The sequence below is a fragment of the Kaistella flava (ex Peng et al. 2021) genome (assembly GCF_015191005.1).
In the GTDB taxonomy this organism is placed as follows: domain Bacteria; phylum Bacteroidota; class Bacteroidia; order Flavobacteriales; family Weeksellaceae; genus Kaistella; species Kaistella flava.
In genome coordinates this window covers 2,577,902-2,594,806 of sequence record NZ_CP040442.1, presented here as the reverse complement: position 1 = coordinate 2,594,806, position 16,905 = coordinate 2,577,902, and the positions used below count along the sequence as shown (strand labels likewise).

Genomic DNA, 16,905 nt, shown 5'->3' with positions numbered 1-16,905 from the left:
TAAGGCAGTCTGTATAAAATTACTGGATAGTTTAGAAAGAATATTTAAATCCTAACATTGCGCTCCAAGTTGTAAATCTATTACTTGCAGCTCTGTACGGTGAAGTCACAAGGTCTGCACCAGAACGTAGCATTGTGAAAGTTGGGTCAGGGACCGCATTTTTATCTGCTCTTGCTAACACTGCTGCTCCATAAGAACTAACTGCGTTGTCTTGAATTCCCCAATTAGAGTTAAGTAAATTACCAAAGTTTAAGATATCTAAACTGATTGCTACTTTATCTCCTTTTTGAACCATGTTGGTAAACAAGTTCTGAGAAATTCTAACGTCAACACGGTTTAACCATGGTAATAAGAACTCATTACGAGGAAGAATTTGCCCTCTGTATTTTTCTAATCCGTTGTCAGCAATGAACTGGTTGAAAGCTGCATCCTGTTGTGCTGCTGTAAACACAGTTGCTGTACCATTTTTAATATCAGCAAACTTAGTTACTTCACCAGCTTTAGGGATGTACATTAAGTCATTAGCGATACCATCACCATTTACGTCATTAGAATAGTAGTATGAGAATCTTCCTTGGTTAGCTCCACTGTAGTAAACTCCAATTGTAGTGTTTTTAATGTTATAACTAACATTAGCAACAATTCTATGAGGAACAGAGAACGCTGAAATACTCAAGTCTTGCTGGTTTGGAGAATCAACAGTTGGTGATGCTTGCCAAGCTGAACTTGCACTTGATCCTGCATTTGCAGAAATCTCTTTTGCTTCAGAGAAAGTATAGAATACAGATCCTGACAATCCTTTCCAAGTTCTCATGTTCGCTCCAAAAGTTGCAGAGAATGCAGTTCCTTTGGTGTCAGAGTTTGTTAAAACAGTAGCATTGTTTGCTCCAATTTTAGTATTGTATTGGTAAGAAGCTGCATTTGGATAAAATACACGATCTTGATTAGTCATTCTTGCTGTAGACTCTTTTCTGTTAGCTCCATATTGGAATACAGAATTGACGTCTTTAGTATATAGAATGTCAGTTGTCAATGTGAATACAGAGTTTGGAACTTTGTAATCAGCACCGAAGCTAGATCTCCATACAGAAGGCATTTTGAAATCTCTATCAACTAATGCAAATGATGCAGGTGCACCTTCTTTAGGGCTGGTGATAAATACGTTTCCTGCTCCTGCTGGTGGATTATTTACATAATAGTAAATATCTTGAGGTTGGAAAGTTACGTTTCCGATCCATCCTGCGATTTCAGCATAAGAACCTGGTTCTACAGTGTTTTGTAAAACTCCTGCATTGGTTGGCATATTTGTTAACCATACGAAAGGAACACGTCCTGTAAAGATACCAGTACCTCCACGTAATGTTAAACTTTTGTCTCCAACTACATCATAATTAAATCCTAAACGTGGAGAAAGAGAAACTTTAGATTTTGGCCATTCACCAGAAGCGTAGTTTCTTGGGTTTCCGTTTTTATCTAATAAATCTAATGCATCAATCGAAGGATTTGCAGTAAGATCATTCAAATAGTTAGGAAGCTCAGCTCTTAAACCAATTGTAAAGTTGAATTTGTCGCTTAATGTAATTCTATCTTGTAAATAAGCAGAAGCTAATCCGAAATTAACTCTTGAATAAGTATCTTGGTTTGCATAAGGATAAGTTAAACCAAACATAATTGGAGCAACTTCGTTAGCCGTTCCTGTTTTCAAGAAATCTTCTACTGAAGCATAACGGTAATAACCTGTTCCCATTCTGGTATAAGAGTTACCGAATTTTTGAACTTCGTAAGCGATACCTGCCGTAAAGTTACTTTTTCCTACAGTATACGTTAAGTTGTTGGTAAAAGAGAAGTTATCATTAACAACATCATTTAAGTAAGAAAATAATTCTGTACCGAAACTGATGTAATTTCCACCATTTGCAGAACCATCCCAGATATCAACAAAAGGGAAAAGCTTTTCTGAAGGAGAAGTTCTTTTATCTTGAATTTTTGAGTAGGTAAATAACAATTTATTTGAAAGACTCGAGTTGAAAGTTGAATTTAATTCAGCAGTAATAGAGCTTACATTATTTTCAAAACCGTAGTTACCACTTTCAAAAGTCATCGCTTTATCACTTACACGTCCCCAAGCTGATCTTGGTGCTGGACCTGACGAAGCGTTCGCAAGTTGCTGCGAAGTTCCTTTCAACATATTATAACGAAGCGCAAACTTATGTTTATCGCTGATATTCCAGTCTAAACGAACTAAGAATTTATCACCTTGTTGTTCTGCTTCATCTGCATAACCTTGGTAACGGCCTGGGTTATATCCCCATCTGTTGATCAAGTGATTTTGAACCGCAATTAGATCAGATTCTTTAACTCTTGAAATATTGTTAGCAGGATCAGAAATTCCATCTTGTGAAGCTCTCCAAAGATTCGCACCAGAAGCATTAGCTCCCGTAGCAGTTTCTCTTTCACCACTTACAAAGAAGAATAATTTATTTTGTAAAATTGGTCCACCTACAGTAAATCCATTCGTCATTTTCGCACCGGAAACTTTTTGAATTTCATCACCATTAATTTTCCAACCACTTAAATCTTTACCGGTATAGTAACCGTATAATGAACCATGGAATTTATTAGTTCCAGATTTCGTAATTGCATTAATACCTGCACCAGTAAAACCAGATTGAGTAACATCAAAAGGAGCAATGTTTACCGAGATCTCTTGAATTGCATCTAAAGAAATTGGCTGTGAGTTTCCACCAGGAAGTGGGCTACTGCTTAAACCAAAACCGTTATTGAAATTTGCACCGTCAATCTGAAGGTTGTTGTAACGAGCATCACGACCAGCAAATGAGTTACCGTTTGCTTGCGGAGTTAATCTCGTAAAGTCTGTAATACTTCTAGAAGATTGTGGAAGATCTTGAATTAGTTTTTGACCAATATTGGTTGCAGCACCAGTCTTGTTCATGTTTCTACCACCGGTTCCAGAAATGATTACCTCTGCGATGTTTGCTGTTTTCTCACCGAATACTGGATTCAGTGCGAAAGGTTGACCAAGTTCCAAGTATACATCTTCGTATACGATTGGTTTTTCGCTACCATAAGTAACTTCTACTTGGTATGGGCCACCAACACGCATGTTGGATAAGTTAAAAACTCCTGCTGAATTTGCAGTTGCGGAATAAACCGTCCCAGATGGCATGTGCGTTGCCTTAATTGTTGCGCCAGTAATTTTCTTACCATCGCTCATTGTTACAACACCAGACATGTTACTTGTTGTTACCTGTGCATTTACGGAGCCATACCCTGCAAATGCTAAAGCAGCAACGAGAACAGTTTTCTTTAGTGGATTAAAATTCATCGTAGTTAATTTTATTATACTTATTGATAAAAGATTTTTGCAAAAATATCTAAATTAAATGGTACTTTCGTTAACAAAGTGTTAAATTTTAAAAGTTTGTTAATTTACTGCCTATTCATCGGGAAATCAAAATGTTAAAAATTTTATTCTTTATCTATTATTGTAATTGGTATTGCCTATTCCTATTAAAGAGTCTTTGTAAATTGCACTTTATATAAATTATTTTACAGCTTTCAAGCTCAGGTCAATGTTCTCTGCAGAATGGGTTAAAGCACCTGCTGAAATAAAATTTACACCAGTTCTTGCAATGTCTTTTAGCATATCTCGGGTGATTCCGCCAGAGGCTTCAGTTTCACATTTCTTACCGATTAATTTTACCGCTTCTGTCATCATTGAAACATCCATGTTGTCGAGCATGATTCTGTCAGCTCCAGCTTTTATGGCTTCCTCTACTTCTTCTAAATTTCGGGTTTCAACTTCTATCTTTAACGGTTTTTTAACCTTTTCAGTATAAGCCTTTGCCATTTTCACGGCATTGGTGATACTTCCGTTATAATCGATGTGGTTATCTTTTAACATAATCATGTCATACAAACCGAATCTATGATTCGTTCCGCCACCAATAGCAACTGCCCATTTTTCACATAATCTGAAATTGGGTGTAGTTTTTCTGGTATCTAAAAGTTTCGTTTTTGTTCCCAATAATCGGGAATCCCAATCATGGGTTAAGGTTGCAATTCCACTCATTCTTTGCATACAGTTTAAAACAAATCGTTCCGTAGAAAGAATGGAACGAGCACTTCCAGTAACATAAAAAGCGATATCACCTACTTTTGCCGAATCACCATCTTTTAGTAAACGTTCTACTTTTAAATTTTTATCAAACTGTTTAAAGATCATTTCAGCCAATTCAACTCCCGCTAAAATACAATCTTGCTTTACCAAAAGTTTGGCTTTTTGTTCCAAATCTTTAGGAATCGTAGCCAATGTAGAATGATCACCATCTTGAATGTCTTCTTCTAAAGCGTTTTTAATAAAAGTTTTTAAAGCGTCTTTCGTAACGTATATCGGTTTTTTCATTTTTTTATATTTGAAGGAATCTTAATTTTTAATTTGATGAAGATTTAAATTTACTTACTTATTTCTTGCCACAGGTTTGTCGTTTCTAGACCATTCACTCCAGGAACCTACATAAAGATTTGGAATCTTAAATTCTGCGTAATCCAAAGCCAATAATGTATGGCAAGCGGTAACTCCAGATCCGCAGTGAACTGCTATTTTATCTGAAGGGATGTTTTTTAAAACTTGTGCGTATTTTTCATGAAGAACTTCAGGACTTTTAAAAGTTCCATCTTCGTTCAGGTTTTCTTTAAAAGGAATATTGATGGCACCTGGAATATGACCTGCAACATCATCGATAGGTTCTGTTTTTCCATCATAACGGTCTTTTTCCCGAACATCAATAACGAGGTAATCAGGATTTTCTGAATGTTTCTCAATAAAATTAATAGCTACTGTTGGAAGTTTCCATTCTTTTAAAGAAATTTTATCAACGATTTTTGGCTCTACAATTTTTGAATTCAAGGGTAATCCTTTTTCTTTTGCCATTTGAATACCTCCATTCAGAACCTGAACTTTTTCAATTCCGGCTGATCTTAACATCCACCAAAATCTTGCGCCCGCAATTGAAGCATTTTTATTGTCATAAACAATGACATGAGAATTTTGGTTAATTCCTAAACGGTGTAAAACCTCCGCAAACTTCTCTAAACTTGGCAAAGGATGTCTTCCACCGTTTTTTGCATCTTTTGGAATTTGGGCTAAATCATTATGCAAATCAACATACAATGCACCGTCAATATGCTCTTCGAGATATTTCTCATAAGCAGAACCGCCACTTCCAGCGTCAACGATTACCACATTTTCTCTGTTTAAATTCGCTAGATCTTCAGCGTTGATTATTGGGGATAATTTCATTTTACTAAATCTTTATTATAAAAAGCACCTTTGTTTTCGGTCATCGTCAAGGAATGTTTGATGATCAAATAAGAAATATTAGTTAGGTTTCTCAGTTCAGAAAGTTTGGGAGATAGAATAGAGTATTTGTACAACTCATTTACCGCATCAAAAATTTCATGTTGTTTTTTCTTTGCCAAAGCCAATCGGTCATTGGATCTAACGATGCTCACCAAGTCGCTCATCATTTCCTGCAACTGTCTTCGCAAATAGGAAACCATTACCATTTCGTCCATCATTTTCATTCCTTCTTCATTCCATTCCGGAACCGCTTTCAAATCATCAAAATTGAAATCGTTAATTTCTAAAAGTTCTACTGTTTTCAATGCCGCATTATGTCCGAAAACCAAACCTTCTAATAAGGAATTGGAGGCTAGTCGATTAGCTCCGTGTAATCCTGAATTCGTACATTCTCCAACCGCAAATAAATTTTTAATGGAACTTTGTCCGTCCATATCAACATCAATTCCGCCCATTAAATAATGGCAAGCAGGAACTACGGGAATTAGTTGGGTAAAAGGATCGATCCCTTCATCCATGCATTTTTGGTAAATATTCGGAAAGTGTTCAACGAATTTTTCATGATCCATTTCCCGACAATCGAGGCCAACATAATCGTCACCGGAGATTTTCAATTCATTGTCAATGGCTCTTGCAACGATGTCACGCGATGCTAATTCTTCGCGATCATCGTATTTATGCATAAATTTTTCTCCGTCTTTGGTTCTGAGTTTTGCGCCATCACCACGAACTGCTTCTGAAATCAAAAACAACATTCCATCTCGCTTAGAAAATAAAGCGGTTGGATGAAATTGGTAATATTGCATATTCGAAATTTTCCCGCGCGCTCTGTGTACGAAGGCAATTCCGTCTCCGGTTGCAATAATCGGATTGGTCGTATTTTTATAAACATGACCCGCTCCGCCCGTTGCAACTAAAGTTATTTTAGCCGTTATCTTTTTGATTCTTTTATCTTTTTCGTCCAGAATATAAGCGCCATAACAATCAATTTTCTCAAGGTCGAAAACTTTCCCCGGAACATGATGTTGTGTAATCAAATCGATGACATAATGATGCGCCATGATTTCGATATTTGGAGATTTATTGACTGTTGCCAATAAAGCACGTTCGATTTCGGCCCCGGTAATATCTTTGTGATGAACGATGCGGTTCTCGGTGTGGCCGCCTTCTCTTCCGAGCATGAGATGGCCATCTTTTTCATCGAACCGAGTTCCCCAATCCACCAGTTCGCGGAATCGGTCTGGACCTTCTCGAACGACCATTTTTACGACTTCCAGATTGTTTTCACCATCGCCGGCTCTCATCGTATCGTCGATATGTTTTTGAAAACTGTCTTTATCAAAGTCTGTTACTACAGATAAGCCGCCTTGAGCATATTTGGTGTTGCTTTCGTCTTCATCGGCTTTGGTGACGATGATGATTTTGGCTTCGGGCATTCTTTCGGAAATTTTTATCGCATAAGAAAGTCCGGAGATTCCTGATCCGATGACGAGAACGTCTGCTTTTATCATTGAGTTATTTCAAGAGTTAAGTTCAAAATTTTAATTAAATAAATTTAAACAATTTATCATTCGGTTTTCTCACTTTTTTTAAGTTCTGAAAATCATCTTCTGTCGAGCGATAACCAAGGGCTAAGGTCACGGCGACTTTCTCTTTGGAAGGATCTAATCCTAAAATTTCATCAATTGTTTCTTGCTTAAAACCTTCCATCGGACAAGTGTCTACATTTTCTAAAGCCGCTGCGAACATCAGATTCCCCAAAACAATATAGCTTTGTTTATCAGCCCAAATCATCACTTCTTCTGAATTTAAATGCTGAATATGTTTACTAATACTTTCACGAAAAGGATTTAAACTTTCCAAAGGAACTTCTCTCGTTGCGGAAATATGACTAAAGTAATTACCAATATATTCATTGCCAATACTGTTTTTCGAAACAATAACGATTAAATGCGAACACGTCGAAATTTGTGATGGATTGTAAAATGCTGGAATCAGTTTTTCCTTCATTTCCGAATTTTGTACAATAATGATTCGATAAGGTTGCAATCCCAAAGAGCTTGCGGAAAGTCTTGCTGCCTCAAGAATGTTATGAAGCGCTTCCGTAGAAACGTTTTTTTCTGGATCAAATTTTTTAACCGAATATCTTTTGTTCAGTGCCTCGAGGTAATTCATCTAACAAAGATAAATAAATGAGACGGAATTTTCTCGGTCAATTTCTTCGATTGAATTTAGTGAATCGTCAATTTTCTTCGAGTGAATTTCTAAAGGTGAGTTATTCAATAGTGAATGTTCTTTAAGTGAATAAGTGAATGGTGAATTTCTGTAAGCATATTTTTACAAATAGATAGCCATCCAAAATTTTTGATTTATCAAAAATAACTTAATGAACCTTAACTCCTTAACCCAAATCTTAATGGTTAAATTTCTTCAATTAAAAGAGTAAATGGTAAATTTCTGCGAGTGAGGTTTCTTTTGAGTGAATAAATGAATGGTGAATTTCTATAAGTAAATTTTTACAAATAGATAGCCATCCAAAATTTTTGATTTATCAAAAATAACTTAATGAACCTTAACTCCTTAACCTAAATCTTAATGGTTAAATTTCTTCGATTAAAAGAATGAATGTTGAATTTCTTCAAGTCAATTTTCTAAAGTTAAATTTAATAAATACTAAGTTTAAAATATTGACTATTCACAGCAACGCTAATTGCCCATTCACTGCGAAGCAAATTAATGCGTAGTAATTGACCGTCAGAAAAGTCCGCCGTTTTGCTGTTTCTCGAAAAACTCATCAATAAGAAGAGGCTCTGTTTGTGCTGCTTTTACCGCAAGTTGATCACAGATTTCATTTTCTAAATGTCCGGCGTGACCTTTTACCCAGTGAAAAGTAGTTTGATGTGCTTTAATTAAAGGAACCATTCTCTTCCACAAATCTGGATTTTTGACATTTTTAAAACCTTTTTTAATCCAGCCGAAAAGCCATTTCTGATTGATGGCATCGGAAACATATTTGCTGTCGGTATAAATGTGAATGTCGTTTTCGGTAGATTTCAATTTTTCTAAAGCCGTTATTACCGCCAATAATTCCATGCGGTTATTGGTGGTAAGGCGAAAACCTTGAGCATATCTTTTTTCGTAACTTTTTTCGGGAACTTTCATTACGATTCCGTAACCGCCTCTTCCGGGATTCCCACTACAAGCCCCGTCGGTATAAATTTCTATTCTAAGACTCATTCCTAAAATTGAAAATCATCATCATCATCCAAATCATTCATCGAAGAACCAGAAAGGTTTTGTTTGCTTGGCATATCGAAAGCAGCACCTGGATCAATCGTAGTTTTGATTTTTTCAAACCCAGTTGGCGTGTCTTGCTGTCCGAAATTAGAAGGTTGATAACCATAACCGCCGCCGCCAGCACCACCGAATAAATCGAGGTCGGCAAATTTTGCAATATTTTTATGGAAAGACATTCTAACGTCTGCGGTAGCACCATTACGGTGTTTTGCGATAATTAATTCTGCCTGATTTTCAGTTGAAGATTCTCCGCCGTCCTCATCATTATCCCAAGTTGTAATTTTATAATATTCCGGACGGAAGATAAACGAAACAATATCCGCATCCTGCTCAATTGCTCCCGATTCACGAAGGTCAGAAAGCATTGGTCTTTTTCCGGGTCTCGTTTCCACACTTCTTGAAAGCTGTGAAAGTGCAATTACAGGAACGTTCAGTTCTTTTGCAATTGCTTTTAGGGAACGGGAAATCAATGCGATTTCCTGTTCACGATTTCCGGCGCCACCTTTTCCGGAGTTCGCGGTCATCAGCTGAAGATAATCGACCATGATAATTTTCACTCCATGTTGCATTACTAATCTTCGGCATTTTGCTCGGAAATCAAATACAGAAAGTGAAGGCGTCTCATCAATATATAAAGGAGCGTTTTCCAAAGCGGAAACGTTGGAGAATAGTCGTTGCCATTCGTCATCAGACATTTGTCCTTTTCTTAATTTCTCAGAAGAGATTCCGGTTTCTGAGGCGATCATTCTGGTGATCAACTGAACAGACGCCATCTCCAGAGAGAATAAAGCCATTGGAATATTGTGTTCAACCGCAATGTTTCTAGCCATGGAAAGCAAGAAAGCGGTTTTACCCATCGCGGGACGAGCCGCAATAATAATTAAATCTGAATTTTGCCAACCACCAGTTTCTTTATCAATATCTTTAAATCCTGAAGGAATACCTGAGATTCCTTCTTTATCTTTTAAGGCTTTAATGGTTTCAATCGCCTGCGCTACCAAAGTGTTTGCGGTATCGAAACCTTTTTTAATAGTTCCGTTCGTTATTTCAAAAAAGGATTGTTCGGCTTTATCTAAAAGTTCGAAAACGTCAGTGGATTCTTTATAAGAACTGTCGATCACATTGGCAGAAACATTAATCAAACTTCGCAGAATGAATTTTTCTAAGATCACCCGAACGTGATACTCGATATGTGCACTGGAAGAAACTCCCATTGTTAAATCAATGATATAATGATCGCCGCCTGCAAGTGCTAATTTGTCGGATTTCTTTAATTCCTGAATAACGGTCATTAAATCGACCGGATGATTTCCTTCGAATAACTTAACAATGATGCGGAAAATTTCCTGATGTCTTGGATCATAAAAAACATCTGCCGTCAATAAATCGATGGAATAATCCAGACCTTTTTTATCAATCAGAAAAGTTCCGATAACAAGTTTCTCGAATTCTATTGCATTTGGGGGCATTTTTCCGTCGGAAATAGAAAGTTCCTTAGCGAAATTACCATGAATTAATGAAGATAAAGTTTCCTTTTGTGCCATGTGACAAAGATAGTTTTTTTAAGTTTTTGTTCCGAATTTTTAATCAACAATCTATTCTCTTTGATGGTCAATAAGTTGTTTGTTAATGTATTGCAATGTTGATAAGTCGAAAAATAACCGGTTTTCATTTTAGCCCGGATCGCAATGGAAATCCTTTTTTCGGCGATGGGTAAAGGTGCTGCGGAAAAAGATTGCAATGAAGAGCCGGACTGAGTTGGTAAGAAGATCTACTCTTGAGGCTCCTAAAAAATTAATAGTTCATTTTGCGAAGTTTTGGTACGGTGGTTCCAACTAAAAGTGCAATTAAAACCGTCATTGTTCCGCCGAAAACTACGGAACGGACCACGCCGAGAAGTTTGGCTGCGACACCACTTTCGAACTGTCCCATTTCGTTGCTCGACATGATGAAAATTGAATTCACACTTAAAACTCGTCCACGAATATGATCTGGTGTTTTTAACTGAACGATTGTTCCACGGATGACGACGGAAATTCCATCGAGCATTCCGCTGGCAATGAGTAAGAAAAAGGAGAGCCAATATAATTTTGAGAATCCGAAACCGATGATACAAAGACCGAAACCTGCGACGGCGACAAGGAGAATTTTACCTTGATTTTTGGTTAATGGAACAAATGCCAACGTCATGATAATGCACATGGAACCGATATCTGATGCAGCATTGAGCATACCAAAACCTTCGGAACCAACGTTTAAAATGTCTGTCGCGAAAACGGGAATCATAGCGACGGCGCCACCAAAAAGGACGGCGAACATATCGAGGCAAAGTGCACCGAGAATTTCTTTGGTTTTGTAAATGTAGGCGATTCCTTCGCGCATACTTTCTACGACGCCCATCGTTCGGTCGCTGATCTCAGAATGATGTTTGTTCAGAAACCAAAAGAAAATTGAGGCGAAAATCATTAATCCCACAATGACCAAAATGGTTCCGGAAATGTCAATCCAGTGAATCAAAAATCCACCAAGTGCGTGACCAGAAACGGAAGCGGTTAGAAATGTGGCTTGGTTTAAAGTAATGGCGTTTGGAAGTTGTTCTTTGGAAACTACTTTTGGAATCATCGACGGAACAATTGGACCAATAAAAGCACGACAAAATCCGGTGCAAAAAATGATGGCGTAAATAAAATAGGAAATCTGAATGTTGCTTAAATGCAGAAGACTACTGCCGAAAAATGCCGGTATCGCCAGCAAGCCGATGAGAAAAACGTACGCATAATTACAAATTAATAAGAGTCTTTTCTTTTCGGAATTATCGATAACGTGACCAGCGTAAAGTGCCGTAGAAACTGCCGGAATTACTTCTGATAAACCGATTAAGCCAATGGCAAAAGGGTCTTTGGTTAATTTATAAATCCACCAACCCATTAATGTTGCTAACATTCTGAACGATAAAACCAGAAAAAATCTGCCGGTCATGAGATTTCTAAATTCAGGAATTCTTAAGGTTTGAATGGGTTGCAATGAAATCATTTTGCAAAAGTAAATGTTTTAATTTTTTTTTGCCACGAATGCACGAATTTTCTTTATGCAGTTTTTCTCTAAAAGTAAGTGCTCTGATTTAGATGGAGATTCTTTGGATTATTTTATTCGTGCATTCGTGGCTTTTAATTTTTTGCCACGAATGCACGAATCTTTTTTCAGGATATTGTGCTGTTTGAAATGTGAATTTCACTTTTTTAACCGCAAAAGAAACAAAAGGTAAATGAAATAAAGAACTCGAAAAGAATGCAAAAAGTAAAATCGTAAGGACTTTTATCTTAGTTAATCTTTTGAATAAATTTTTTTTTACCGCTTTTACTTTTTTGTGGTTTAAAAAAAGTTAGACAAACTCGGAATAGTTTTAAGAAATGGTTTGCATTTTTTATTCGTGCATTCGTGGCTTTTGTGCAACCCATTAATTTTAATTTAAAAATTTATCTTTGAAAAATGAATTGGATTTTATTGATTATCGGCGGATTGTTTGAAACAGGGTTTGCGACTTGCCTCGGAAAAGCACAAGAAACTACTGGAAAGGAAAGTTATTTTTGGTGGGCTGGCTTTGTGATTTCGCTGTTTCTGAGTATGTTTCTCTTGTATAAAGCGATTTCTGTGGGCGCGAGTCCAATTCCGATTGGGACGGCTTATGCAGTTTGGACGGGAATCGGTGCAGTCGGCGCGGTTTTTATGGGAATGTTTCTTTTTAATGAACCAGTGACTTTTTGGAGAATGTTTTTTGTTTTTACTTTAATTGCTTCTGTTGTTGGGTTAAAAGTGGTTTCGAATTAAGGTTTTTCAGAATTTGTTATTCCAATCGTTCCACCAATATTTCTTGCGAAATCTACTAATGCCCACGTTGCGGCAACAAGTACAACTCCTCCACCAACCAGTGCTACGGTTGCGCCCGTTTTATTTTTCTTAATTTCTTTAATATCATTTTTTGCGAGAGCAATCGGCTGCTGTTTTCGGGTCCCGATAATGCTGTCTTTTTTGACTGAAGTGACGTCAACAAAAAATTTGCGATTGCTTTTATCGTAAACTGTATATCTTGTTCCAGCCTGGATTTTGTCGAAATTTCCGTGATTTTGGTAAACATTATATTTCGTGGAAACACAGGAAACGCTGACAAGAAGTATTAAAAGGTAATAGAAATATTTCATGGCTCTAGATTTTTAAAAATTATTTCCGGAGCGCTTCAAGAAAATCCCCGATTTTCCGGTCGTTGGCTAATCTAGGAATTTTATTTTGTCCTCCAAGTTTCCCTTCTGATTTAGCGTAATCCTGAAAAGCATTTTTCTTTAAATTGGTTATAATTAAAGGTTGTAAGATATTACCAGAAATTAAATCATTGTAATACGTATTTCTTTTTCGCATTTCACCATCGAGGTTTTTTCTAAAGTCTTCCAGATTTTCAGGTTCTTTTTCAAACTCAATAAACCATTCATGATAAGGCAATCCTTCTGCTGGATTAACTTGTGGTGCCAAATGAAATTCTGTCATCTGCGCCGGAAATTTTTTAACCGTCGCTTTTAAAGCTTCTTCTACTTCGAAAGCAATAACGTGTTCACCAAAAGCAGAGGTGAAATGTTTGGTTCTTCCGGAAACCAGAATTCGGTAAGGATCTTTAGAAATAAACCGAACAACATCGCCAATGGAATAAGCCCAAAGTCCTGAATTGGTGGTTAGAATTAAAGCGTAATCTTTATGAAGTTCAATATCTTTTAAAGTCAATCTTTTCGCTTCAGGTTTTCCATATTCTTCTAAAGGAATAAATTCATAGAAAATTCCGTGATTGGTTAAAAGCAATAAACCTTCTTTTTTAAAATCGTCTTGAAAGGCGAAAAATCCTTCGCTCGCGGGAAAAGTCTGTAAAGTGTCAACAGGTTTTCCGAGAAGTTCGTTCATCTTTTCGCGGTAAGGTTCATAATTGACGCCACCGGTAATAATGAGTTGAAGATTGGGGAAAAGTTCTGTAATTTTTTTACCGTTTCGCTCGATCAATTTTTCAAAATACATAATCAACCAAGGTGGAATTCCTGAAATCAGCGTCATATTCTCCTTTTCGGTTTCTTTTACGATTTCATCAACTTTGGTTTCCCAGTCTTCGATGAGGTTGGTTTTTAAACTTGGCAAACGGTTTTTCTGTAAATAAGACGGAATGTGATGAGCGACAATTCCTGAAAGTCGTCCGGTTTGAATGCCGTTGATTTCTTCCAGTTCTGGACTTCCTTGTAAGAAAATCATCTTCCCATTAACGAAATCAGCATTATTTTTTTGAGCAATATAATGAAAGATAGCACTTTGCGCTGCGGCGATTTGATAAGGCATTCCTTCTTTTGAAATAGGAATGTATTTTGAGCCAGAAGTTGTTCCTGAAGTTTTGGCGAAATATTCCGGAGTATCGGTCCAAAGAATATGGCGCTGGCCTTTTTTTACTTTTTCGATATAATGTTTCAAATCTTCGTAATCCGCAACTTGAACTTGCGCTTGAAAGTCTTTAATGTTTTTTATATTTTCAAATTGATGAGTTCGACCAAACAAAGTTTTTTCGGCAGTTTTTACCAGAGAACGCAAAAGTTCCTCTTGATTTTTAATGGCGTTTTTTTTAAAGGATTGGGTTCCTTTAACATGTTTTTTTGCCCAGATTAAAGCGATATTTTTCTTAATGAAATTGATCATAACGCAAATTTAAAGCATTTTAGAAATAAAATCTTAAACCTAAAGAAAAATTAAGCAGCGTAGCATTCGAATAATATTTTTCGAATTTAGGATTGTCGATGTTGGTGAAAGTATGAAGGAAATAAAATCGTGGTCCACCGACAAGATAAAGCGAATTATTGTTGGTGATGGAATAAAGGCCTTTTGCGCCAAGAATTAAAGCATTTCCACCTTCGCGAAAACCTTCAGTTCTATAAGGAGATTGGCTTTGGATTCTCATACTTGCTACACCGACATTTCCTTCCAGATCAAATTTATTAGTGACTTTGTAGCGGTATAAACCTACGATTTCAAATGAAGTCAGTGCCGGACTTTGAAGATCGCCGAAAATTGACACCTCTTTTACATCCGCAAATCCTCTTTGGAACTGCAAGCTTAAACCGATGTTTTTATAAAATGTTCCCGACAACCCAACTCCAAAACCGGTAAAGGTACCGAGTCCGTCTGCAATAAAATTATTTCCGATTCCTGAGGAAGTATTTCCCTGAAGCTCAAAAGAAAAATTCTTTTGTTTTTGTGCAATCAAACCTACTGAAACTAAAGCTAAAACTAAAAAAAGTAAATATTTTCTCATGGCTTAAAGGTGATTTGTGCAAAGTTAAAATAGCTTTTTTCGACCGGCAAAATAATAGCTAAAGAATCATAAGATAAAGTGCAAGCCGTTTCGTTGGAGGTAAATGACGCTATTTTTCTGTCAAAAGACAACTCTTTTTCTGCGGTAGTTCCGGGACCACCAAGTTTGAAACTTCCATCAGAATTAGATTTTGTTTCTGAAATTAAAATAGAACCAGAATTTAGTTTTACGTCAATATTCGCAGCATTTTGAGAGGTGATTTTGCCTTCTACAATAACTCTAGAATGATTTTTATATTCTGGTTGACACCTGGTATTAGGCGACATCAAAAAAATAGCACCGAAAATTGGAGAAAAAATAAAAGATGTTTTCATTTAAATTAATTTAAAAATTATAGCGATATCCTAATCCTAAACTCAGGAACGTAGAGCGGTTATAAAACTTCTGAGTTGCTGGGTTTTCATTATAAACATTGTTTAAATAAACATTGACTTTCGCTGCAAGAAAAACTTGCTGATAACCTTCGCGATCCAAAGTGTATAAAGCTTTTCCTCCAAGATTAAAACCGGAAGCATTCTCTTTTAGTTTTTGATTTTTGGCATCAACTAATAAATTAGTTTGTCGGTAAAAACTGAAACCTGCCATTTCTTCAATTGAAAATTCTTCGGAAATAATGTCGCGATGTGTTAAATAGAAATCAATATTGGTAATGGTTGGTGACCCAATATTACCGTAGCGGTTTTCCTCGCCGTACTTTACATTAGAAAACAGAACATTATAATCTAATCCAACTCCGAAATTTATTGGCGTTATTAGATTTCCGCCAAATCCGAAACCATAAAATGGCATTAATAATTTTGATAAATGATTATTTCCAATAGGTTTCATTACGATCATTTTCGTTTCGATATTGGAAACAACGTCAAGTCCATGCTTCTTTTTCTGACCGAAAACTAAAGTTGAAACGCCGAAAAAAAATAGAAATGTAATTCTCATTATTTCAAATTTATTTCATTAAAGATAACATAAGTATTTCCAGATGGAATAAGTATTTCCAAAGAATCAGTGGAAATTGTACATCCTGTTTTAGAAGATGAAAATGATTTTATTTTCTTATTTAAAACTAAAGAAAAGGTGTCGGAGAGAAGTGGACCAGATAATACAAATTCTCCGGAACCAGTCGGAATTGTTTCGGCAATGTTTTTACCATCACTTTTAATGAAAACTTTAATTTCGTTGAAATATAATTGATTTCCAGTAATTTTTCCTTCCACATAAGCACGGGAATTATCTCGGTTTTCAGAATTACAACTGACAAAAATATTGAGTAGAAATATACTGAAAAGAGTAAAGAAAAGTTTCATAATTTTTTTTTAAAGATATAAAAAAGCCTCGAAATAACTTCCGAGGCTTGCCAGATTAAATCTGACTTATTTTGCTTTATATCTCTTATCCGGTGTTCCGTCTTTTTTCAAATGTTCGTTTGCTTTATATCTTTTGTCTGGTGTTCCGTCTTTTTTCATTTTCACTGCAGAATTCGTTGCGGCTGGTTTCAATGCCATTGCTGGTTTTTTAGCTTCTTCTTTTTTTACAGCTTCCATTTTCTGTGCTTTCGCAGGAGCCATTTTTGCAGTTTCTTTTGGCATTACTTGTTGCGCGCTTGCAAGTCCGAGTCCTAAAATCACGGATAATGCTGTTAATAATTTTTTCATTTTTTTAATGTTTAAGCTTCTATTGTGTTGTTTTATAGATGAATAAAAGTAAACAAATTATGTGCATAAATATTCTTGACTAAAAACTTTAACTAAAATTTAATAGTTATTAACACTAGATTAAAGTGTCGAACCTTACTATGATCATTAGGAATGAAAAGTTGCATTAAATTATTTCGCTA

The 16,905-nt window shown here is 36.2% G+C and carries 16 protein-coding genes; 1 reads left to right on the top strand and 15 read right to left on the bottom strand.

Going from position 1 to position 16,905, the window contains the following annotated elements; genetic code table 11:
* Positions 1 to 31: 31 nt before the first annotated feature.
* The 8 genes from Q73A0000_RS11490 to Q73A0000_RS11455 form a co-directional block, all read right to left on the bottom strand.
* Complete coding sequence (locus tag Q73A0000_RS11490) at positions 32 to 3,346, bottom strand: TonB-dependent receptor (protein ID WP_193811085.1); 3,315 nt, start codon at positions 3,344 to 3,346, stop codon at positions 32 to 34.
* A 219-nt stretch (positions 3,347 to 3,565) separates the two neighbouring features.
* Positions 3,566 to 4,426, bottom strand: coding sequence for a carboxylating nicotinate-nucleotide diphosphorylase (nadC, locus tag Q73A0000_RS11485; protein ID WP_193811084.1), 861 nt, complete (start codon positions 4,424 to 4,426; stop codon positions 3,566 to 3,568).
* 54 nt (positions 4,427 to 4,480) lie between these two features.
* Complete coding sequence (locus Q73A0000_RS11480) at positions 4,481 to 5,323, bottom strand: sulfurtransferase (protein WP_193811083.1); 843 nt, start codon at positions 5,321 to 5,323, stop codon at positions 4,481 to 4,483.
* Positions 5,320 to 6,894 carry an L-aspartate oxidase gene (gene nadB / locus Q73A0000_RS11475; RefSeq protein WP_193811082.1) on the bottom strand — a complete coding sequence of 525 codons (1,575 nt, stop codon included), beginning with the start codon at positions 6,892 to 6,894 and terminating at the stop codon, positions 5,320 to 5,322. The genes Q73A0000_RS11480 and nadB overlap by 4 nt, the downstream gene beginning before the upstream one ends.
* Positions 6,895 to 6,928: 34 nt before the next feature.
* Positions 6,929 to 7,558 (bottom strand): NAD(P)H-dependent oxidoreductase, encoded by a 630-nt coding sequence (locus Q73A0000_RS11470; RefSeq protein ID WP_193811081.1) that lies wholly within the window; start codon positions 7,556 to 7,558, stop codon positions 6,929 to 6,931.
* Between the two features lie 579 nt (positions 7,559 to 8,137).
* Entirely contained in the window at positions 8,138 to 8,620 is a 483-nt protein-coding gene (rnhA, locus tag Q73A0000_RS11465) for a ribonuclease HI (protein WP_193811080.1), read from the bottom strand.
* Positions 8,621 to 8,622: 2 nt separating this feature from the next.
* Positions 8,623 to 10,224, bottom strand: a complete 1,602-nt coding sequence (gene dnaB, locus Q73A0000_RS11460; protein WP_193811079.1) for a replicative DNA helicase — start codon at positions 10,222 to 10,224, stop codon at positions 8,623 to 8,625.
* Positions 10,225 to 10,474: 250 nt separating this feature from the next.
* Positions 10,475 to 11,713 (bottom strand): MFS transporter, encoded by a 1,239-nt coding sequence (locus Q73A0000_RS11455; RefSeq protein WP_193811078.1) that lies wholly within the window; start codon positions 11,711 to 11,713, stop codon positions 10,475 to 10,477.
* Positions 11,714 to 12,169: 456 nt separating this feature from the next.
* Here Q73A0000_RS11455 and Q73A0000_RS11450 point away from each other — a divergent pair, with 456 nt between their 5' ends.
* The gene (locus tag Q73A0000_RS11450) at positions 12,170 to 12,508 is read left to right on the top strand and encodes a DMT family transporter (RefSeq protein WP_193811077.1); all 339 of its coding nucleotides are present in this window, start codon (positions 12,170 to 12,172) and stop codon (positions 12,506 to 12,508) included.
* Here the strand turns inward: Q73A0000_RS11450 and Q73A0000_RS11445 are convergent.
* The 7 genes from Q73A0000_RS11445 to Q73A0000_RS11415 form a co-directional block, all read right to left on the bottom strand.
* The gene (locus tag Q73A0000_RS11445; protein ID WP_193811076.1) at positions 12,505 to 12,879 is read right to left on the bottom strand and encodes a hypothetical protein; all 375 of its coding nucleotides are present in this window, start codon (positions 12,877 to 12,879) and stop codon (positions 12,505 to 12,507) included. The genes Q73A0000_RS11450 and Q73A0000_RS11445 overlap by 4 nt on opposite strands.
* Before the next feature lie 19 nt (positions 12,880 to 12,898).
* On the bottom strand, positions 12,899 to 14,398 hold the full coding sequence (locus Q73A0000_RS11440; RefSeq protein WP_193811075.1) for a GH3 auxin-responsive promoter family protein: 1,500 nt from the start codon (positions 14,396 to 14,398) through the stop codon (positions 12,899 to 12,901).
* Between the two features lie 19 nt (positions 14,399 to 14,417).
* Positions 14,418 to 15,011 carry a hypothetical protein gene (locus tag Q73A0000_RS11435; RefSeq protein ID WP_193811074.1) on the bottom strand — a complete coding sequence of 198 codons (594 nt, stop codon included), beginning with the start codon at positions 15,009 to 15,011 and terminating at the stop codon, positions 14,418 to 14,420.
* Complete coding sequence (locus Q73A0000_RS11430; protein WP_193811073.1) at positions 15,008 to 15,385, bottom strand: hypothetical protein; 378 nt, start codon at positions 15,383 to 15,385, stop codon at positions 15,008 to 15,010. The genes Q73A0000_RS11435 and Q73A0000_RS11430 overlap by 4 nt, the downstream gene beginning before the upstream one ends.
* A 10-nt stretch (positions 15,386 to 15,395) precedes the next feature.
* Positions 15,396 to 16,007 carry a hypothetical protein gene (locus tag Q73A0000_RS11425; RefSeq protein ID WP_193811072.1) on the bottom strand — a complete coding sequence of 204 codons (612 nt, stop codon included), beginning with the start codon at positions 16,005 to 16,007 and terminating at the stop codon, positions 15,396 to 15,398.
* On the bottom strand, positions 16,007 to 16,375 hold the full coding sequence (locus Q73A0000_RS11420; protein WP_193811071.1) for a hypothetical protein: 369 nt from the start codon (positions 16,373 to 16,375) through the stop codon (positions 16,007 to 16,009). Before Q73A0000_RS11420 ends, Q73A0000_RS11425 begins: the two co-directional genes overlap by 1 nt.
* Positions 16,376 to 16,441: 66 nt before the next feature.
* Positions 16,442 to 16,723, bottom strand: a complete 282-nt coding sequence (locus Q73A0000_RS11415) for a hypothetical protein (protein ID WP_193811070.1) — start codon at positions 16,721 to 16,723, stop codon at positions 16,442 to 16,444.
* Between the last annotated feature and the right edge of the window lie 182 nt (positions 16,724 to 16,905).